This window comes from Gordonia sp. GN26 (assembly GCF_054823965.1).
On the sequence record NZ_JSYC01000013.1, the window covers coordinates 1 to 21138 of the forward strand.

At 66.0% G+C, this 21138-nt stretch carries 15 protein-coding genes, 2 pseudogenes and 1 riboswitch; of the genes and pseudogenes, 8 read left to right on the forward strand and 9 right to left on the reverse strand.

The window, feature by feature from the left end; translation table 11 throughout:
• Positions 1-69: 69 nt before the first annotated feature.
• The 3 genes and pseudogenes from OK17_RS04565 to rplJ form a co-directional block, all read right to left on the reverse strand.
• Positions 70-1063 (reverse strand): annotated as a pseudogene (locus OK17_RS04565) (hypothetical protein).
• Positions 1064-1264: 201 nt separating this feature from the next.
• Positions 1265-1654: a 50S ribosomal protein L7/L12 gene (gene rplL, locus OK17_RS04570; protein WP_006865200.1), complete on the reverse strand. Its 390-nt coding sequence runs from the start codon at positions 1652-1654 to the stop codon at positions 1265-1267.
• Positions 1655-1735: 81 nt separating this feature from the next.
• Entirely contained in the window at positions 1736-2260 is a 525-nt protein-coding gene (gene rplJ / locus OK17_RS04575) for a 50S ribosomal protein L10 (protein ID WP_006865201.1), read from the reverse strand.
• Positions 2261-2533: 273 nt separating this feature from the next.
• Between rplJ and OK17_RS04580 the strand changes: the two genes are divergently transcribed.
• The 3 genes from OK17_RS04580 to OK17_RS04590 all read left to right on the forward strand — a co-directional run bounded on the left by OK17_RS04580 (position 2534) and on the right by OK17_RS04590 (position 7193).
• Positions 2534-3721, forward strand: a complete 1188-nt coding sequence (locus tag OK17_RS04580) for a glycoside hydrolase family 76 protein (RefSeq protein WP_461416800.1) — start codon at positions 2534-2536, stop codon at positions 3719-3721.
• A gap of 224 nt (positions 3722-3945) precedes the next feature.
• Positions 3946-5970: a CocE/NonD family hydrolase gene (locus OK17_RS04585; RefSeq protein ID WP_461416801.1), complete on the forward strand. Its 2025-nt coding sequence runs from the start codon at positions 3946-3948 to the stop codon at positions 5968-5970.
• Between the two features lie 92 nt (positions 5971-6062).
• Entirely contained in the window at positions 6063-7193 is a 1131-nt protein-coding gene (locus tag OK17_RS04590; RefSeq protein ID WP_461416823.1) for a transporter substrate-binding protein, read from the forward strand.
• 47 nt (positions 7194-7240) lie between these two features.
• On the opposite strand, the pseudogene OK17_RS04595 reads toward OK17_RS04590, so the two are convergent.
• A pseudogene (locus OK17_RS04595) lies at positions 7241-8656 on the reverse strand (helix-turn-helix domain-containing protein); the annotation flags it as partial.
• Between the two features lie 303 nt (positions 8657-8959).
• On the opposite strand from OK17_RS04595, the gene OK17_RS04600 reads away from it, so the two are divergent.
• The 4 genes from OK17_RS04600 (at position 8960) to OK17_RS04615 (ending at position 16281) form a co-directional block, all read left to right on the forward strand.
• Positions 8960-11011 carry a hydantoinase/oxoprolinase family protein gene (locus OK17_RS04600; protein ID WP_461416802.1) on the forward strand — a complete coding sequence of 684 codons (2052 nt, stop codon included), beginning with the start codon at positions 8960-8962 and terminating at the stop codon, positions 11009-11011.
• 34 nt (positions 11012-11045) lie between these two features.
• Positions 11046-13058, forward strand: a complete 2013-nt coding sequence (locus OK17_RS04605; RefSeq protein WP_461416803.1) for a hydantoinase B/oxoprolinase family protein — start codon at positions 11046-11048, stop codon at positions 13056-13058.
• A 125-nt stretch (positions 13059-13183) separates the two neighbouring features.
• Complete coding sequence (locus OK17_RS04610) at positions 13184-14806, forward strand: purine-cytosine permease family protein (RefSeq protein ID WP_461416805.1); 1623 nt, start codon at positions 13184-13186, stop codon at positions 14804-14806.
• A 197-nt stretch (positions 14807-15003) separates the two neighbouring features.
• Positions 15004-16281 carry an oxygenase MpaB family protein gene (locus tag OK17_RS04615; protein ID WP_461416806.1) on the forward strand — a complete coding sequence of 426 codons (1278 nt, stop codon included), beginning with the start codon at positions 15004-15006 and terminating at the stop codon, positions 16279-16281.
• A 3-nt stretch (positions 16282-16284) separates the two neighbouring features.
• Here OK17_RS04615 and OK17_RS04620 read toward each other — a convergent pair whose 3' ends face one another.
• Positions 16285-16803 (reverse strand): TIGR04338 family metallohydrolase, encoded by a 519-nt coding sequence (locus OK17_RS04620; RefSeq protein WP_461416808.1) that lies wholly within the window; start codon positions 16801-16803, stop codon positions 16285-16287.
• Positions 16804-16851: 48 nt separating this feature from the next.
• On the opposite strand from OK17_RS04620, the gene OK17_RS04625 reads away from it, so the two are divergent.
• Positions 16852-17754, forward strand: coding sequence for a hypothetical protein (locus OK17_RS04625; protein ID WP_461416809.1), 903 nt, complete (start codon positions 16852-16854; stop codon positions 17752-17754).
• A 20-nt stretch (positions 17755-17774) separates the two neighbouring features.
• Here OK17_RS04625 and OK17_RS04630 read toward each other — a convergent pair whose 3' ends face one another.
• From OK17_RS04630 to OK17_RS04645, 4 genes are all read right to left on the reverse strand, one after another.
• Positions 17775-18605, reverse strand: a complete 831-nt coding sequence (locus OK17_RS04630; RefSeq protein ID WP_232715804.1) for a DUF2786 domain-containing protein — start codon at positions 18603-18605, stop codon at positions 17775-17777.
• A gap of 76 nt (positions 18606-18681) precedes the next feature.
• Positions 18682-19140, reverse strand: a complete 459-nt coding sequence (locus OK17_RS04635) for a VOC family protein (RefSeq protein WP_232715803.1) — start codon at positions 19138-19140, stop codon at positions 18682-18684.
• 231 nt (positions 19141-19371) lie between these two features.
• Complete coding sequence (locus OK17_RS04640; protein WP_232715802.1) at positions 19372-19644, reverse strand: excalibur calcium-binding domain-containing protein; 273 nt, start codon at positions 19642-19644, stop codon at positions 19372-19374.
• Positions 19645-19823: 179 nt separating this feature from the next.
• On the reverse strand, positions 19824-20777 hold the full coding sequence (locus OK17_RS04645) for an L-lactate dehydrogenase (protein WP_232715801.1): 954 nt from the start codon (positions 20775-20777) through the stop codon (positions 19824-19826).
• 133 nt (positions 20778-20910) lie between these two features.
• A riboswitch (cobalamin riboswitch) is annotated at positions 20911-21092 on the forward strand.
• The last annotated feature ends 46 nt before the right edge of the window (positions 21093-21138 follow it).

The following is a 21138-nucleotide window of genomic DNA, read 5'->3' on the forward strand; positions in this document are numbered from 1 at the left end:
AGAGTGAAGTCGCGCGCGACTTCACTCTGGGAGACGGCGGCGCCAACCATCCCCAGAAGTACGGTCCGGTCAGGCCGCCAGGAGTCCGGCAGTCACCAACCAAGGCCGAATCGATTCGACCAACTCTCCGCGTTCCAGAGTGGACCAGGTCCAGCGGATCACGATGATTCCCCTTGCGCCCGGAGCGCGTCCTCTCGCGTCTTCTCGCGGATCAACGCTGCGGCCGCCGTCTCCCCCGGCGCAGCAGCCGACCATACTTCTACAGGCCGTCGAACTCACCGACGACTCGGCCGTCCCAGTCGAAGTCCGACCTCGCTTCCCCATCGGGGATCTGGAACGTGTGCTGGAGACGAGGCAGCGGCAGTCCGGCCGCGATCATCTGCGCGCGACTCCACGATTCCCCGACGCTCTCCGACCGGGCGTCAGCGAAGGTGAGAGCGCGACGAGCGGTACCCACGTTCGGCCACCCCGCTCGGGCGTCGAGCAGATCTCTCATCACCTCGACATCTGCGTCCATCGCGAGAGCACGGTCGAAGACGACGAGCGCCTGCTCGAAATCGCCGGCCATCGCGATGTCGACGGCTGTTCGTTCCAGACGGGTGACCGCCACCCCGTCCACCCTCACGATGTCTGCGGACGTCAGCGGGCCGTTGTGGACGTGGCGGTGACCGCGTATGAACCCTCCGCCTCGCGAGGGCTTGGTGAGATGGACGTGCTCGCGATCCGGGTGCAGTGTCTCCAGACCGAGGACCGTTGCCGCGGACTCATGACTCAACGTGGAGGTGCCCCGATCGCGTGCAGAGGAGGCGACCGCGATCGATCGGTGGCGGTAGAGACGATCGGCACCATCGGCACCCTCGAAATCCGGGCTCGCGGCCACCCAGACGCCTGGAGCGAGCCGCAGCAGACGGCCGCGACGTAACGCTCCGGCGACGGTGTCGTCGCCGATGCCCACGCGCAGGGTGGCCTCGCGACGGATGAGGCCGTATCGATCAGTCGGGAACCGCTCCACGGGAAACTCGGTCACGTGTTTTGGACGCACATGCGGCCGACTAGGTTTCATCCGACATCGAACCGGCCGCGATGCCTCGGCCCGCGCAGTCGACCCCGATTGAAGTCGCATGCGACGTCAACCCGGCGACGCACACTCAGCCGAGCTCGCCCGGCCGGATTGACGTCGCGTGCGACATCAATCCAGGCCGAACGACAACGAACCCGGGACAGCAAACGCTGTCCCGGGCTCGTGGAGTCGAGTAAGAGAGTCTTACTTGACGGAAACCTTGGCGCCGGCCTCTTCGAGCTTGGCCTTGGCAGCCTCGGCGGCCTCCTTGTCGACCTTCTCCAGGAGAGCCTTCGGAGCACCCTCGACGAGGTCCTTGGCTTCCTTCAGGCCCAGACCCGAGACGACCTCGCGGACGACCTTGATGACCTGGATCTTCTTGTCGCCGGCACCCTCGAGGATGACGTCGAACTCGTCCTGCTCGGCAGCAGCCTCGGCGCCACCGGCAGCCGGTGCGCCTGCAGCGGCAACGGCGACCGGAGCGGCCGCGGTGACCTCGAAGACCTCTTCGAACTTCTTCACGAAATCGCTGAGCTCCAGCAGGGTCAGTTCCTTGAACTGCTCGATGAGCTCGTCAGCGGTGAGCTTCGCCATGGTGGCGTCCTTCCTGTAAGTCCCCGTACGGGGTTGGTGTGCATCCCCGTACGGTCCGGGGACTGGCTTTGGTGCGGCGAGTTATTCGCCGGCTTCGTTCTTCTTCTCCTGCAGGGCCGCTGCGAGACGCGCGACCTGCGATGCCGGCTGGTTGAACAGTCCGGCTGCCTTAGCCAAGTTGCCCTTCATGGCGCCGGCGAGCTTGGCCAGCAAGACCTCACGGGTCTCAAGGTCGGCGATCTGCTCGATCTCGGCAACGGACAGCGCGCGGCCGTCCATGTACCCGCCCTTGATGACCAGAGCCTTGTTGTCCTTGGCGAACGTCTTGATCGCCTTCGCGGCCACAACCGGCTCACCTTCGATGAAGGCGATGGCGGTCGGACCGGTGAACAGCTCGTCGAGCCCTTCCACGCCCGCATCAGCTGCGGCACGCTTCACCAGGGTGTTCTTGGCGACGGAGTAGGTTGCACCCTCACCGAGGGAACGTCGCAGCTGGGAGATCTGGGTGACGGTGAGTCCACGGTATTCCGTGACCACTGCCGCCGTGGAGCCCTTGAACTGCTCTGCGATCTCCGCAACAGCGGCGACCTTTTCGGACTTGGCCATACTTCGCCTCCTCTCCTCGTCACTTGAGTTGGTCGGGTTCAACTGAGCGACGGGCCGTGGAGGCGATCGACGGCGGAAATGACAAACGCCCCGGCACGCAGGCACGGGGCGTGAAGACGCACACTGATGTGTGGGACCACATTCCTCGTTCATCCTGCGTGGGCCGGCGACTCTGTCGCGCCTTCGTTCGGGAGTTCCCGACGACCAACGGTCTCTGGTTGAACCGATACGACGCACGGTTGTGCATCACACCGACGACTAGGCTACGTCCTTGTGGGGGAACAAACCAAATCGACCGACGTGCACGACCCCAACGAGCGTGCGCAGGCCGCCATGGACGCCGTCACTGCGCGGCACCTGCAGCGGGCCTTCTGGCTGCCGGCGACGCGCACGGCGGCGGTCGCGTGGCCCATCGGGTTCGTCGCGGCACATCTCGGATCCTGGCATTACTGGTGGCATGCGCATCTCGTCGACCTGCTCGTCGACGCCGCGATCCACCGACCCGAGGGCTCGGGATACGGCGACCGTTCCTTCGATCCCGATGTCGCCGACGACGCGAACCGGGTGCTGCGCGGGATCAAGGTCCGCAACCTCGGGCGGTGGACGAACAACTATTACGACGACATGGCCTGGCTGGGGTTGGCGATCGAACGCGCCGACCGCCACCTCGACCTCGACCACCGGCGGGGCCTGGAGGTCCTGACGCGACGGATGCTCGACGCGTGGGTTCCCGAGGACGGCGGCGGCATCCCCTGGCGCACGACCGACCAGTTCTTCAACGCCCCGGCGAACGGCCCCGCTGCAATCCTGGTCGCCCGTACCGGTCACGTCGAACGTGCTGTGGCGATGTGCGATTGGATGGACGCCAACCTCATCGACCCGAAGACGCACCTGGTCATCGACGGCCTGAAGAAGCAGCCCGACGGTTCGCTGAAGGCCGAGACCGGCACCTACACCTACTGCCAGGGCGTCGTTCTCGGCGCCGAGCTCGAGGCTTTCCGCGCAACCGGTGACCAGCGGCATCTGGACCGCCTGGCCCGCCTCCTCGGTGCCGTCGAGAAGCATTCGTGCACCGACGGGGTGATCAACGGCGGCGGCGGTGGCGACGGCGGCCTGTTCCACGGGGTGCTCGCCCGCTACCTCGGGCTCATCGCCACCGACCTCCCGGATGTCGACGGTTCGGATGAACTGCGTGCCCGGGCAGCCCGGATCGTGACCTCGAGTGCCGATGCGGCGTGGTCGAACCACACCGAGGTCCGCGGCCGCGTCGTGTTCGGCAGCGACTGGCGCAGCCGGGCCGTCGCACCCACTGCCGCGGGCAAGAAAGCCCAGTTCGTGGCGGGTGCGGTGATGCCCTCGGAGGTACCCGAACGCGACCTGTCGGTGCAGCTGTCGGCGTGGATGGCCCTCGAGGCGGCAGCGGCGATCGACCTGTCGCTACCGGAATGTGACCGGCCGTAGACCTCCGATGTCCAAACCGACGCCGCCCGGTTAGCCATCCGATACCGGCGCTGAGCTATTCTTCAGCGAACGCGTGAGGTGACCTGGAACACACTGATTTCCGCCGCCAGCGGAGCGGGTCCGGCGCCCACGACCGACACGAAGGGGTGTCGGTGTCCACCCGGCCATCTCGACCAGCAGCACTCCCGGTGCGACACCTCTCACCCCAGGCAGGGTGGTGCACTATGACGTATCAGTTGGATCCCGCGGAACGCCGTACGCGGCCGGTCCCCTCGCCGTCGCGACGTCCCTCGGAAGCACCCCACTTCGGCACCCTCCCCCTCGGCGACCCGACCGGAGGCGCCGACGGCATCCGCTGGCGCGAGCAGGTCGACGGCAAGCAGCTGTACCCGCGTGTCGTCATCGACCGCGACGTCTCGATCACCATGAGCGACGGGGTCGTTCTGCGCGCCACCGTGATCCGCCCGGCCAACCGGTTCGGGCAGACGGTGCTCACCCCCTACCCCGCGATCGTCAACATCAACCCGTACAACCGGGCCGCCATCGACTTCATCGACCAGGCGCTGCACGCCCCCGTGCTCGGCAAGGCGCTGCACACCGCGTCGGCGTCGATCGATGCGACCGGCACCGCGCTCGAGGGCCTAACCACTCTCACCCAGACGCTGTCGGGTGGCGTCTTCGACGTCTTCGGCATCAACCGAAACCTGGTGCGCAGTGGTTATGTGCAGGTCGTCGTCGATGTGCGCGGTACCGGTGCCAGCCACGGCAAGTGGCAGATCCTCGGCCCGCGCGAGCAGGAGGACTCGGTCGAGATCATCGACTGGGTCAGCGAGCAGGAATGGTGCGACGGCACCGTCGGCCTGGCCGGCTGGTCGTATTCGGCGATCAACTCGCTGCAGGCCGCCGACAAGCGCCCGCCGCAGCTGAAAGCCGTGTTCGCCGTGGAGGGTTGCGACGACATCGTGCGCGACATCTACATCACCGGCGGCATGCCGTCGGCGTTCATCCCGGTGTGGTTGTCGGCGGTGAACATGCTCAAGTGGGTTCCCAACCCTGCCAACATCATTCGGGACATCACCAGCGGTCACGCCTTGAAGTGGGCCATCGACCGGGTGAAGTCGCCGGCCACCGAGATCCCCTCGCTGCTCTGGGGTTTCCTCACCGCCCGCGACCCACGCATCTTCGACGACCCGTACTTCGACGAGCGCGACCCGATCGTCGACCGTATCGAGGCCCCCACGTTCACCGTCGGCGCCTGGCATGATCTGTTCGGCCGCAGCGCAACCGGCGTCTACGAGCGGTTGAACATGGAGCCCGGCCGCAAGCAGATGATCGTCGGCGACGGCTATCACCTCGACGTCGGTTCGGGGTATGGCGGCAAGTTCGCGCCGCCGCGTCTCGACGTCCTCGAACGCGCGTGGTTCGACCGCTGGCTCAAGGGACACCGCAACGGCATCGAGTTCTACGGGCCGGTCACCATGCTGCAGCAGGGCGGTGCCTGGACCGCCGGACAGAACTTCCCGCGCCCGGGCGTCGCGCCGAAGCGGCTGTACCTGACGCCCGACGCCTCGTCGACCGCCGACCATGCCGTACACGACGGGACGTTGGGTTCGACTCCCGCACAGGGTGTCTCGTCCCTCCACGTCCGACCCGACGCCCGCGGACTCCGATCCCGCGACATGACCCAGGTGACCGCCGGCGCCACCATGATCCTCGGCGCCGACTACGCGAAGGACGCACGCTTCCAGGAGCGTGGCGCACTGTCGTTCACCACCGCACCGGTCACCGAGGCCACGCCGATCAGTGGCGCGATGAACCTGCGACTCAACGTGGCCACCACCGCCCATGAGGCGATCTGGGCGGTGACCGTGAACGACGTCGCGCCCGACGGCACGTCGACGGTGCTCACCAACGGCGCCCTCTCGGCGTCGAATCGTGCGCTGGACCGCAGCAAGTCGACCTACGCGTCCGACGGCAGCCTGCTCTCGGCGCATCACTACCTGTCCCGCAAGCGCAAGCTCCCCGTGCCCGCCGACGAGCCCGTTCGCATCGACGTCGACCTGGTCCCGACCGACGCGGTCCTGCAGCCGGGCCACCGCCTGCGCGTCGACGTCTACGCGGCGAGCCTCCCCCGCTACCTCACCGTGGTGCCCGATCTGATCAAGGCCCGCGGCCGTAAACAGCGCCTTGTCCTCGACCCCGAGCATCCGAGCTACCTCACGCTCCTCGCCGGGGAGGGTTTGCACTAGCCCCTCTCCCCCGAGCCGACGGGCGTCCCAGCTGGCATAGTGACATCCATGCACACAGATCGCGCGGATCGGGAACCGACGTGAAACTCGGCATGCTCTACTCGTTGTCGGGCGCCCAGGCCGAGATGGAGCAGTCGATCCTCGACGGTGCGATGCTGGCGGTTGCCCAGATCAATGCTCGCGGAGGCGTTCTCGGCTCTGATATCGAGGTCGCGATCTACGATGACCATTCCGAGGTATCGTCGACGGCCCGGGGCGTCGATCATCTGTGCCGGGCCGAGAACGTGGACGCCATCGTCGGCGGCTACACCTCGGCAGCTCGTCTCGCGCTGACCCCCGCCATCCACGAGAACGCATCACTGCTGATGTATCCCACCTATTTCGAGGGCGAGGAGACCGACTCCCGCATCTTCTACTGCGGCGCCGCACCCAACCAGTACATCGCCGACTACCTGACCTGGGTCGCCGAGACGCTGGGCCGGCGGGTGTACGTGGTCGGATCGGATTACATCTATCCCCGAGTGCTCTCCGAAGCGATCCGCAGACTGTCCGGGCAGGTCGGCATCGACATCGTCGGTGACCGGTACGCCCCCCTGGGCGAGACCCGATTCGAGTCCCTCATCGACGACATCCGTATCCAGCAACCCTCCGTCGTCATCTGCAACCTCGTCGGCACCGACTCCACGACTGCGTTCTACGCGCAATACCACGTGGCGGGCCTGAGACCGGACTCGATGCCGATCGCCGCCACCGTCACCACCGAAGTCGATCTCGCCCACATGCCGTCCGAGGTCAGCAACGGTCACTACATGGTCGCGACGTACTTCTCCGATCTGTCCTCCCCGGTCAACGAGTCGTATCGCCATGACCTCCGGAAGCTCCGTGGTCAATGCTGGAGTCACTCCGCACAGGTAGGGGCGTTCAACGCCGTTCATGCTCTCGCACTGGCCGCCGAACAGTCGGGCTCACTCGACGTCGACGATCTGACGCGCTCACTCATCGGTGTCAGGTTCGAGTCGAATCCGGAGGGGTCGCCTTTCTACTTCCGGGCGAACCACTACAGCGCTCACCCGTCGTATGTGGGGCGGGCCGTCGACAGGCGATACGAGGTCATCAACGAGTTCGCCGCACGACTACCCGATCCCTGGTGGTCGGGGAACGAGCCCCCGACGGTCGTCTCGCCGGGCGCAGATCGTCTCGCGCCGACGCATAGGGCGAGGTAGTAGTCGGTCCGGTCCACCATCGACGCGAGGCTCCGCCCGGTGAGCTTCTCGATACGGGACAGCCGATACCTCAACGTGTTGATGTGGATACCCAGTTCGTTGGCAGTCGCACCCGAGTGGCAGTCGAGCGCGAAGAAGGTCGTGAGGGTGGCGAGCAGGCTGGTGTCCTTCTCCCGGTCGTAGGCGAGGACCGGGCCCAGCAACGATTCATGTAGCGCCTGAGCCCTTTCGGGGACACCTGCCAGAAGGTTTGCCGCCAGCGGCACCGGCAACGTGGTCGCAGACGCCCCCGGTTCCTGGGCACGCGAATGCCTCTCAGCCATTTGTCGTGCATTGATGAGTCCCCGCATCAGGTCGTCGCTGCTGCGAATGACGTATGAACTGCCGCCCATCGAGAGTTCGGTGTGCCGCGCCAGGAACATTCGCTCAAAGGTCGCGAGTTGAACATCGAAGTCACTGCGAGACAGCGGATTCGGCTCCTTCTCAGTGCCCGTTTTGATCAGGGCGAAGACCACTGCGTCGCGGGCCGCGACCACGGTCGCCAATCCACTGCAGGCGCCGAGATCATGGAGCGCGTCGACCACATCCGTCGGGGTCGTGTCACTGCCGGGACCCACCGTCACGGCAACCGCGCGGACACGATCACCGGACACGAAGCCGAAGGATTCCACCCAGGGGTCCATTGCCGACGCCGGAATCCGTGCATCGATCAGCTCGCGTATGAGAGCGTCCTCGAGCGGTTTCCGCATCGTCCGTTGTGCGGTCAACAGTTGCACTGCCGAGTCGGCGTCGTTGGCCAGCTTGCGGACCCGCGTCGACTCGAGCGCCCTTCTGTTGGGGTTCGCGAGCGTCAGTGCGGCCCCCGATCTGGGCAGGGCGATGTGCAGGGCCGCGACAGTTCCCGGGATCGCGTGCAGAGCAACAGGAGTCAGCGCAAGTGTCTTCGTGATCAGGTCCAGGTCGACCGCGGACGACACCGCATCGATGATCGCTCCGCGCAACACCACGGCACCGGCGACCCCGGACTTGCGGTGGAAGTCCGCGAGCACATCGATCACCGACGAGACCCGCCCGGGTTCGGAGTCGGTATCACCCGGCGGCGCATGCGGGGTGACGAACGCCCGCAGGTCGGCGAATGATCGCGCCCGCGGGAGCATGTAGATCGGGACGCCGTGCCGAACACACGCCGAGACGAACTCGGCAGACAGGTTGTCGTCGTCGGTGTCCACGACGACGGCGGGGACACCGCGTTCCCGGATGACGGCTGCGAATGACTCCGGTTTCCCCGTCGCGGCCCACCCCACCCCGGTCACGCAGACGACGTCCGAGGTCTGTACCGCCGACAACGGCACGATCCCGATCTCCACGGCGCCGGCAACCCGAAGTTGCCTCGTCCGCTCGGCGGGCCCCGGCGTCAGCGTCAGCAACCCAAGTCGATCGGCGACGTCGCCAACCGTCGCCATCGGACCCCCTCATCAGTCGTGATGTGTCGATTATCGGCGCTCACAGGGATTCTCACCACCGGAGGAGAATCCGCAGCCACGTTTCCTTTGGGTGACGGAACGTTTCCGGCGGATGTCGGACACAAACGCGTTACCGGCCTATGTCGACGGTTTCCGCAGGTGACGGCGTATCGCGCTCGAGGCTCGCGTGTCAACGTCCAGTGAGCACAACGCCGGTCCTGGCAATTCAACCAATTGTCCGGCGGTCTGATCGCGAGTTTCGTTGTAGCCGTCCCCATACCGCCGACGCACGAGGAATCTCTCATGACCGAAGCCATCATTCGTACCGACAAGGTACGGACTGCCGTCGACATCGGTGGCACGTTCACCGACGTCTTCATCCAGCAATCGGACGGAACGATCGTCACCGCCAAGTACCCGACGCAGAACAACCCGATCGAAGGCGTTCTTGCGGGCATGGAGCAGGCCGGGGTGAGTTGGGAGGACGTCGAGTTCTTCTCGCACGGAACGACAATCGCCACGAACGCACTCATCACCCGCAGGTTCCCGAAGGTCGCACTGGTCACGACCGAAGGATTCCGCGACGTCATCGAGATCCGGCGCGGCGATCGCGAATCCTGGGATCCGTACGAGGAGGTCGCACCGCCGGTGGTGTCGCGGCGTCATCGGCTGACCGTCAAGGAGAGGATCGGTTACGACGGCACGGTTCTCGAACCGCTCGATGAGGAAGGCGCCCGTGACGTGGCCCGCATCCTGCGGCGTCGCGAGATCGAAACCGTCGCTGTGTGTTTCGTGAACTCGTTCACCAATCCGGCCCACGAGAACCGCATGGCGGAGATCCTCGCCGAGGAGCTTCCCGGGGTGTCGATCACCACGTCGAGTGACGTCCTGCCCGAGATCTTCGAGTACGAACGATTCTCCACGACGGTCGCGAACGCGGCCCTCGTCCCGATCATCGGCCCCTACGCGCGGACACTCGAAGGGCGACTGGCGGAGGCCGGCTACGAGAACGACGTCCTGCTGCTCCATTCGGGTGGTGGCGTCATGACCCCGGCGATGGCCGAGAAGTACGGCGCGCGTCTGGCCGCCTCCGGTATCGCGGCCGGCGCGATCGCGAGCAGGCACATCGCCCGTACCTGTGGTTTCGAGAACTCGATCGGCTTCGACATGGGTGGCACGTCAACCGATGTGTCGCTGACCGACAACGGGGTGCTGGCCACCACCAACATGTGGAGCGTGGCCTTCGGCCATCCCATCTGCTTCCCCAGCATCGAGGTGCTCACCATCGGCGCCGGTGGCGGTTCGATCGCCTGGCTCGACGACGCCGGTTCACTGCGCAACGGTCCGCAGTCCGCGGGCTCCGACCCGGGCCCGGCCTGCTACGGCGGCAACGGTGAGCTCGCGACCAACACCGACGCGAACCTGATCCTCGGCACCGTCGGGAAGAAGCTGGCCGGCGGAGTCAAGGAGCTTGACGAGTCGCAGGCCCGATATGCACTGGAGAAGGTCGCCGAACCGCTCGGCTTGGACGTCGACACCGCCGCCCAGTCGATCATCAAGGTCGCCAACGCCAACATGGCCGACGCGATCCGCCTGATCTCCATTCGCAAGGGACACGATCCCCGTGACTTCGCGCTGGTCGGATTCGGCGGCGCCGGTCCCCTGCATGCCGCATACCTCGCCAAGGACCTGGGGATCCCGACGGTCATCATCCCGCCGCATCCGGGCGTCACCTCCGCCATGGGCTGCATGCTCGTCGACATCCAGCACGACATCACCCGGATGTATCTCGCCGACGCCGCCGGCGCTGATCTCGATCATCTGACAGCCACTTTCGCCGAGCTGCAGGAAGAGGGTCGGGCACGCCTGGCCGCCGAACACGTCGATCCCGAGGACATGCTCTTCGAGTACTACCTCGACATGCGGTACGAGGGTCAGTGGCGAGCAATCGCGGTGCCCGTGTCCATGCCGCTGACGAGCCTCGACGAGGTCGTCGCGACCTTCCACGCGACCCACCTCAAGGAGCACAATTTCGCGGCCGAGGACACCGGCGTCGAGATCTACCGGATCTCGTTGCGCGCCATCGGTCTCACGCCTCGGATGGACGTCACCCCCGCCGAGCTGATCGATCCCGCGACCTTCGTCCCCGAGCCGCTGGAAGTGCGGCAGGTGCTGTTCCCCGACGAGGTCGCGCGACTCGCCACCCCCGTGTACGACCGTGCGACCCTGCCGCCCGGAGCGGTGCTGGCCGGCCCCTGCATCGTCGACCAGCTCGATTCCACCACCGTGGTCCCGCCGAAGACCTCTGCCCGGGTCGACGAGTGGGGCAACCTCCTCCTCACCACGACCGCGTGATCAACCACATCTGACAGACAAGGAAAAACCAGACATGGCAACAACTCTGGACCCGGTCACCTTCGAGGTGCTGAAGAACGCCTTCATCAACACCGTCGACCAGATGGCCGAGCAGATCCTCCGCACCTGCTATTCATTCGTCATCTACTCGCGCGACTTCTCCTCCGCTCTGTGCGACACCGAGGGCAACACCGTCATGCAGGGCACCGGCGACATCGCCGCGCATGTCGGCACGCTCCACTACACGGCCAAAGCCGTCATCCGGCAGTTCCAAGGGGACATCCACCCCGGCGACGTCTTCGTCATCAACGATGTCTACGAGGGCGGCAGCCACTTCAACGACACCCGGATCATCCGCCCCATCTATTACGACGGCGAGCTGCTCGGCTACGCACAGGCCAACGGCCACTGGGCGGATGTGGGCGGCGCGACCCCCGGCTCGTTCAACGTCAAGGCGCTCGACCACATGGGTGAGGGTCTGCGAATTCCTCCGACCCGCCTGTGGAGCAAAGACGAGTTCCTCGAGGACGTCGCGTACCTGATCGCGAAGAACACCCGCAACCCGCGCGACATCATCGGCGACATGCAGGCCCAGGCCGAGGCGACCCGCGTCGCCGAGCGCGAGATCCAGCGGCTGTGTGACAAATACGGCGTCGAGACCATCAAGACCGCGATGGCCGAGGTCCAGGACTACGTCGAGGATCTGACGCGAGCCAAGATCGCCGCCCTTCCCGACGGTGTCTGGTACACAGAGGATTACATCGATCAGGATCCGGCACGCGGCGAGGGGCTCATCCCGATCAAGACGCGTATGACGATCTCCGGGGACACCGTCCACTACGACCTCAGCGAGTCCCACGCCTCGATCTCGTCGATGCTCAACGCCGGATTCGGCGGCTCCTTCGCCGGCATCGTGGCCGGAACCAAGATGCAGTTCCCCGACATCCCGCTCAACTCCGGCTTCTACCGGGTGGTGACGGCCGACCTCGGACCGCTCGGCTCGGTGGTCAACGCCGACTGGCCGTCACCGTGCGCCGGTTTCTGTTCGGGACCGTTCGAGAAGATCATGAGCTCGGTCTTCGATATCTGGTCGGACATCCAGCCCGAACGCGCGATGGCGTGCACGTTCAACCTCGAGTACCTCCTGGTGGGTGGCCGCGATCAGCGAGGCGAGGGCAACCCGAACTTCATGTGGTACGACTGGATGATGGGTGGCTGGGGCGCCCGCAACGGCGCCGACGGTTACAACGCATCCGCCGCAGTCTTCGGAGTCCAGTACGGCACACAGCCTTTCGAGGGCCAGGAACGCCTTGCCCCGGTGTTGACGTCATGCCACGACCTCGTCCCGGACTCAGGTGGCCCGGGTAAGTTCCGGGGCGGTCTCGGCGCGGAGAAGGGCGGAAAGCTCTGGGCGAGTGACAACACCGTCATGTCCTACTGCTGCGACCGGGAACGATCGGTGACCTGGGGACTCTGGGGCGGCCTCCCGTCGATCCCGCATGGCGTCTGGCTCAACAAGGGCACCGAGAACGAGCGCTACCTGGGTTCGATCTTCGCCGCGGAGCCGATCAAGTCGGGCGACGAGTTCACCCGGCCCTCGGCCGGCGGGGGTGGCCTCGGCGATCCGCTGCAACGTGACGTCGACGCGGTGCTCGAAGACGTGATCGACGGCTACGTCACCATCGCGCGAGCCGAGAAGGACTACGGCGTCGTCATCAAGGCCATCGATCCCGAGATCTTCCTCTACGAGATAGATCTCGAGGCAACGCTTGCCGCGCGCGAGTTCATCCGCACGAATCGTCATTCATGGATCGAACGTGATCCTCAGGAAGTGTCCGAGGAGTACCGCACCGGCCTGATCAACGAGATGGACTGCGTGCGCCAGTTCGGCGTGATCCTCGACTGGGGCAGCGGTGAAGTCCTGGAGAACACCACGGCACAGTTCCGGAAGATGTTGCACCGACGCACAATCGTCCACTGGACCGATGATCCGACCATCGACTTCGTGCCCGGAACCCTGACCGTCTCGGAGCCCGCCGCCGTCTAGACGGCCTGGCGGTACGCCGACAAACCCTCTCCGACAGAACAACACCCAGCGGCGGGTGGTGGCAACGACGCCACTCACCCGCCGCTGTTCTGTTCCTCCCATCGATCCTGGACAAGGAAGACAACATGACTCTGGAGATCTCCTCCTCAAAGCCGGGCGGTGTGCCCGCACTCGAGGTCAGCTACACCGACGACCCCCAGGTGCTCGCACGAGCTGCCGCCGAGGACTATTCGATGCACATCGTGCCGCCGTCATGGCGGACATCGCGATCGTCGGTGTCGATGGCCTGGTTCGGACTGATGTCCGCCATGTTCTTCGTCGTCGTCGGCGCGACGGTCTCGCTCTCGGTCGGCGCGACCGACGCCCTCATCGGCATCGGACTCTCGGTGCTCGCATACGGCGCCATCAACTCGGTGGCGGCCAAGTTCGCCAATCAGACCGGTACGAGCGTTTCATTGTTCTCGCGCGTCGTCTTCGGACGTGCCGGATCGGCGTTCGCCGCAGCACTTTTCGGCATCACAATTGCCTACTACGTCGTGGCCGAGGGCGCGATCGTCGCGTCTGCGCTACATGCATACTTCGGCGGCCTTCCCATGGCGTTCTGGGCGTTCGTCGTCGTGGCATACCAGGCACCTCTTGCGTGGCGCGGTGTCGCAACGTGGCTCGACAGACTCAACGGGGTGCTGCTGCCCTTGTACGTCCTCGGCCTCGTCGGCTCGGTTGTGTGGGCGATCGTCGAGTACGGATACAGCAACGAATGGCTGACCTACGAGCCGGAGGCCGCCGCCGACCTCGGGGTCCCGGGCTGGTGGTTCTCGTTCGTCATCTACATGGGTGTCTGGGTCGTCACGATGATGGCTTGGGACTACGCACGTTTCGGCCGCCCGCAGGACGCCACGTTCAACGCCCGCGTGTCCTTCGGGACGCCCTTCTACATCGTCACGCTGCTCGTCAATGCGGCGGTCGGCATGTTCCTGGCGCAGACGATCACGATCGCCGGCCCGCTCTCGGAGGAGTCGGCCATTCTCGGCGTCGTCGGCATGATGGGGATCTGGGGCCTGCTCTGGGTCGTCGTCAGCCAGACACGCGTCAACAGCGGCAACTTCTACCTGGCCTCGACCAACTTCCAGAACTTCTTCGCCCGCACCGTGAAGTTCTCGATGCCCCGCACCTTCTGGGTGGGTGTGGTTGCCGTGATCGTGTACCTCATGATGCTCACCAACGTGCTGTCCTGGATCACCACGTCGCTGCAGTACCAGGGCGTGCTCATCGTCGGGTGGGTCGCGATCGCGCTGACCCACATCGGCTGGATGCGCCTTCGAAAGATGCCCGCCGACTCGCTCGAGTTCCGGCCGGGCCGCGTACCGGCGGTCAACCCGGCCGGTGTCGGAGCGTGGGCGACGTCGTCGGTCATCGGCATCGCACTCGTCCTCTTCGGCGGCAGCACCGGTTCTCTCTGGGCACCGCCGGTCGCCTTCCTCGTGGCCGGCGCCATCTATGCGGTTGCTCTCGCCTTCTACCGCGACGGATGGTTCACCATGGAGCGGCCCCACGATCCGCGTTCGGAGGTCGATGACATGTGGGAGGCAAGGATCCGCTGCCACCGATGCGAGGACAGCTACATCGCCTACGAGATGGATCGTGACCCGTCGGCCGATCACGCACCGATCTGCCTGGCGTGTGCGTCCGACGACCTCGAGTTCCAGCGTGCCGCCGACCGCGAGGCGGCCGCGCATCGTCTGAGCTGAATCTTTCCTTCGCGTCGAGAGCCGTCCCGGGTGACCCACCCGGGACGGCTTCGTCGTGAGCCGATGGACGATGGAGGAACCGGTGAACAGCGATTTTGGACGAAGGTTTATATTCGTCTCATTGACACCTCGCGCCCATCGGCCTAGCGTTTTTGGTAACGCATGTGTCCAAACTCAGCGATCAGGAGTGCCCGTCGATGACCATTTCACCGATCGCGTCCGCGACACCGCGGACGGCACACCCTGGCCCGACGGCGCAGACCACCGCCACCACCGAGATCCCGTCACGCCACCCGGACGGTCCGTGCAAGATCCCGATCGGCCTGCGACTCGTCGGCCCCCTGCTGGGCCTGCGCAAACCCGGCCGCGAACTCTTCCGTCACCTCGGCGAACTCCTGACGGTCGGCGACGAACCGGCGGACCGTCTGGTCGAGTGGATGCACACCGCCGGGATGGCTCAGGCGCGTCCGCTCTTCGAGCGGGCTCTGGTGAACGGGATCGACTCGATCGACGACGCCCCGGCCCCACTGCGCGAGTTCTTCGTCGAGGTGGAGACCGCCCCCGACTGGGTTGACCGGGGTCTGATCGAACAGGGCGCGCGCGTGATGCGCAGCGGCGGCGCCGACGGCCTGTACGTCGCACGCGACGTCGCACTGCTGGGTGGTTACCAGTTCGCCGGCTTCAATCAGACGCTGTTGCGCACCGGCGCCCTCGAGAAGGGCTCCAACACACGGTTCGCCGAGACCACCCAGTGGGCGACCGACGTCATCACCGAAAACGGTTTGCTGCCACAGGGAGTCGGCTACCAGTCGACGCTGCGGGTCCGTCTGATCCATGCGATGGTCCGGCGCCACGTCGCTGCGCTCCCCGACTGGGATTCCGACGCCTGGGGACTGCCCATCAACCAGACCGACATGGCCGCGACGCTCGTCGGGGCACTCGTCTCGCCGAGCCTCGGCGTGGTCATGATGGGACTTGTCAACCGCCCCAGCGAATACGACGCCGTCGCACACCTCACCCGATATGCCGGTTGGTTGCTCGGCGTGCAGGACGAGTTCCTGCCCACCAGCTTTCGCGATGCGCTCCGCGTACTCCACCACACCTCGTATGTCCTCTCGACACCCGACGAGACAACCAAGCAGCTCTCGGTGCCGATGGCCGATGATCCGTTGCAGTGGAACTATTCGAGGTTCCCGAAGTTGCGCCGCAAGATCGCACGATCGCAACATCTTTCGGTCACCAGCGGCTTCCTCGGCCCGGCAGCGATGCGCACGCTCGGACTTCCCTTCGTCCCGCCGTGGTATCCGGTGATCCGGTTCCCGGTGAACATCATCCGCTCAGTGCAGGCACAACGGCCGGGCGGACGTGAGCGGGCCGCGATCCGCGGAGCCGCAGAACAGCAAGAGTTCATGCGCATCATGACCGGCGGCGAGGCGACCATCGGACATTCGGCGAAGAAGATAACCGGGCACTGAATTTCAGCCGATCCCCGAATCGGCCAGCACCACGCGGAAGACGAACGCCGCCTCGGGCCCGAGGACCAGGCCCACGAGTTCGATGAGGGTGAGCACGAAACCACGTCCGTGTCCGGGGCCTTTGGAGTCGTCGAGGTGGTGGGCCAGCTCGTGCAGAACCACGAGTTCTCGTAGCGCCCACCTGCCCTCCGCCGATGACGGGATCGCGATCTCCGCGCTCACCAACCTGTCACCGGTGGCCGTCGTCGACCGTGCGTAGTGCGCCGAACCCTGACCGCGGCGTTCACGTACCGATACCGGCTCGGCGGCACGCGGGAACCGCGACCGCACACTCGGCAGTTCGCGCACGCGCCGCACGTAGTCGCGCACCGCATCGATGGACGCGAATCGCGCCTCGGCGGGCAGGGTGAGTTCGGTCCCGGCCAGTTGTACGGTGCGCGACGACGACGCGGTGTCGAAGAGCCGGAAGACGAGACGCTCGGCGTCGTAGTACCGAGCACGCCCGGTGTCACGCGGACTCACGGCATCACCAATGATGATGAGGGTCCGCTGTACCCGAGGGGAGTCTTCATGCGCCGTCCCGACCTGCACGCGATCGGCGAACGTGTGCTGCGAATGCCCGGCGCGACGCTGAGCCTGCGCATCCTCACCGACATCGCGCGCGGCGACGTCACCGACCGCGCGATGACCCTCGCCGCCCAGGCGTTCACCTCGATCCTGCCCATCGTCATCCTGCTGCTCACCCTTCCGGGGAGCGACGTCGTCGACGATGCGTTGAGCGGACTCGGCATCCCGGTGAGCAGGCTCGACCACACCTCGGTGGACAATCCGCAGTCCTTCGCCACCTTCGGGGTCATCGGCGCACTCATGACCATCGCCGGCGCCACCTCCCTGTCACGTGCACTCGGCCGAATGTATGTCGCGATCTGGGGCGTCACCAAACTGCAGTGGCGCGCCTTCTGGCGTTGGGTGATCGTGCTGTTCCTCATCCCCACCGCGGTCACTGCTCAGGGGTTGTCGACCGGCCTCCACGCCGAGACGCTCTTCGGCATCCACCTCGGCGGCAGCGGTCTGCTCGGCATCGTGCTGATCTTCGGAGTGACGGTGGCGATCTGGTCGGCAACCTTCACCGCGATCCCGCAACTGTTGGTGTCCACGCAGGTGCCGCTGCGGCTTCTCGCGCTCAACGGTGTGGGTACGGGTCTGCTGATCACGGCGCTGCTGGCCGGGAGCCGAATCGCCCTGCCCACGCTGGCGTCGGGCACGATCCGCTACTTCGGCACTCTCGGCGTCGTTTTCGTCGCGATCAGCTGGCTGTTCGTGTTCGCCGCGATCCTGGTGGTCACCGCCATCGTCGTGCATGGCGTGGCCACCGACCCCGGACGGGTCGGCACTTGGGTGCGGCGCTGGGCCGGGACCCCCACTCCGTTCACGCCGACCCCGTCAGTCGCCTGGTACGACCGAACCGACTGAGCCCAGCGACCGACCGCTGTTCACGCCTCGAGAGCGCCTCGCGCGCCGCCGAACTCGCGGTCGGCACCGATCTTGGCCCGACGTCCCGCCCGGTCCCCTGCCTGTCGGGCGGCCTCCGAGTAGCCGGCCGACGCACTCGACGGTCGCCACGTGCCGCGCGCGGTGGACTCGGTCTTGTAGAAATCGGTGACCTCGAGTTCCTTGTTGCGCAGAGCCAGCGCCGTCGAACGTTCGGCTTCACCGGACTTTTGTTCGGCGTCGAGTGCTTCTTCGCGGGCAGCATCGCGGGCCTCGCTGAGACGTTTGCCGATGCGTTCGGCGAAGGCCGACTGGAAGTTGAGGCGCGCGGTGATCGGCGACAGCGGCTTCTCCTCGATCACCCGGCGCGCCTGCCAGCCGCTGCCCTTCGTGACGACGCGCGCGAAGGTCTCCCCCTTGTACGCCCCCGACCGCAGGTAGGCATCGCTGGCGGCGACCATCTGGATGATCAGCGACGTGTACAGCGCCTCGCAGGCGTCGATGTCGGCCTCGTAGCCGTAGGCGAGGACGAAAGTCGAGTTGCTGGCGACGTCTACTGTCACGTCGTTCGCCATGGTGATCGCCACGAACAGTTGCACGTAGGTGCGCAGGCCACGCTTGCCCGGCTCGCCGATCTTGATCTGCCGGGAGATCGGGGTGACCTTCCTGCGCGCGGCCGGATCGTGCGCGCGGGCCACGGCGAGATCGATCGACGACGCCGTGGCGAGGCGCTGTGCGGCCTGCATGAACGTCTCGGCCTCATGCTCGTTGTCGGTGTTCTCCGCCTGTCGCAGGAGGGCGGAGATCCGGGTGAGCAGCTTGTCGTCGCGCATGTAGTTCAGACTATCGGCGCGCCCGATCGGTTCCATCGGACCGCGGACGAGCCGGGAAGGCCAGGTCGGAGACCCCTCAGCTCTCGGGCGACCAGCGGGCGACGTCGTCCTTGCCCACGGGCCGCTCCTGGGTGGCACGCTGCGTCATCCGGAGGTTGTTCCCGAACGGGTCGCGGAAGGCGCAGTCGATCCCGTACGGCTGTTCCTCGGGGTCCTGGGTTAACTCGACGCCCTTCGCGACGAGGGCAGCGTGCGTACCCCGGCAGTCGTCGGTCGAGAAGATCGTGACCGGCATCGCGCCCTGCGTGACCAGTTCGCGGACCTTGGCCACAGCGTCGTCGGAAAGCGATGGAGGCCCGGGCCTCTCGAGGAGGATGAGACGGTCCGGCTGCCCGGGTGGTGCGACCGTCAGCCACCGCATGAATCCCATGTCGACGTCGGTGTCGACGGTGAACCCGAGCTCGCCGACGTAGAATTCGAGCGCCGCGTCCTGGTCGAGGACGTAGATGGAGTGGATGGCAATTCCGGTGATCATGAGCCCGACGATACGACTGCGGCGCCGACGGGCGCTTCCCCGGAATTGCTCGACGCCGGGAGCGAAGCGAGCGGGTCGAATTCACGCGGCTCGGTCGGCCCGGTCGGTATCGTCCAGCGCCGCACGAAGCGTCCCGGCACAGGCACCGGGGAGACGTGCCGACGGTAGCCGGACGGGCTGCAGCCGATGATCGTGGTGAAGGTCCGGCCGAAGGTGCAGTGTGACTCGCGGTCAGCGCTTCTCGCAGGCGATGCCGTCGTTGTCGCGATCGCTCTCGTCGTTGGCGTCGTAAAGGGCCTGGTCGACGGTGAAGTTCGTGACCGGGGTGCTCGTTGTCGAGTCGACGGCGCCCGGCTGTCCGACACCGTGTGGGTAGTCGGCGTTGAGCGCCTTGCAGTTGGCGTAGTCGGTCGCAGCCGAGGCGGGTGCCGCCGCCATCAGCGGTGCGATCGCCATCGACGCCGCAGCGACAAACCCCAGAACCGTCTTGCGCGAACCACTCATCGTCGAACCTTCTCTCACACCGATGTGACCAGGTGAAACTACCCCGACGTGGCGTCGACATCCGCATCCTGGAGTGAGATTGGTCCGCCTGAGGGACAGTGACTCGAGGACGATCGCCGCCTCCGAAGGCCAGCGCTGAACGGAATCAGCGAATCATTGCCGGAAGTGACGATCGTGCCCTACAACCCGAATCGCGACTGCATTGCGCGCAGCGTCTCCGCCGATGCGAGCAGGCCCGCCTCCTCGTCCGACGACAGCGGCACCTCGAGGCGCGTCTGCGCACCTCCGCGGTCGACGACGGTCGGCAGGGACAGGCATACATCCTCGAGTCCGGAGAAGCCGGAGGCGACCGTCGAGACCGGCAGGACACGATGCTCGTCGTTCAGAACGGCTTCGACAATCCGCGTGGCAGCGAGGCCGATGGCGTAGTTGGTGGCACCCTTGCCCTCGATGATCGCGTAGGCCGCATGCACGACCTCGTTCCGGATACGTTCGCGCGCAACGGCATCCATCTCCGGACGTCCAGGCAGCGGCTTCCACGACGTCAGTGGCACCCCGCCGATCGTCGCCGACGACCACAACGGGATCTCACTGTCCCCGTGTTCGCCGACGATATAGGAATGCACACTCTGGACCGCCACCCCACAGTGCTGCGCGATGAGGAACCGCAGCCGCGACGAGTCGAGAACGGTTCCGGAACCGAACAGCTGATTCGACGGCAGACCGGTGATCCGCTGCGCGGCATAGGTGACGACGTCGACCGGGTTGGTCACCATGAGATAGATCGCATAGGGCGCGACCTCGAGCACACCGGGCAGGATCGATCGGGTCAAACCGATTGTGGCCTCGGCCAATTCGAGACGCGACTGTCCCGGCTTCTGTTTGGCTCCGGCGGTGAACACGACGACGTCGGCGTCGGCGCACACCGACACGTCGTCGGATCCGAGGATGTCGGCACGGGGCACGAACTCCAGCCCGTGCGAGAGGTCGAGAACTTCGGCGGTGACCTTCGGCGCCTTGATGTCCAGGAGGGCGACGGTCCGCGCCACTCCCCGGATCAGTGCCGAGTAGGCGATCGCGGTGCCCACCGCGCCCGCGCCGATGATGGCAAGTTTCGTGGGTCGTCCGTCCATCGGATCACCGTCCGCCTCGGTTCGATTCGCGACTGTTGCGCGGCACTGTCGGCACCCAGCGTAAGACCTCCCGACGTCGCGCGCCCGGTTCGGCCAACCGGGCGATGGCGCAATCTCCACGAGAGTGTTGCTAGCCTCACCTCCAGAGAGCGGTCGCACCTGCACACGCGGGTGCCAGGGAACCTGGTGCGAATCCAGGACTGGCGCGCAGCGGTATGGGGGACGGACCCGACAGCAAGCCACTGGGGCAACCCGGGAAGGCGTCGGGTTCGGATGAACCCGAGTCCGAATACCTGCCGTTCTCGTCGAGTCCACCCGGCATCTCGCGCACAGATGCCCAGACCGAAGGCAGTTCCACACG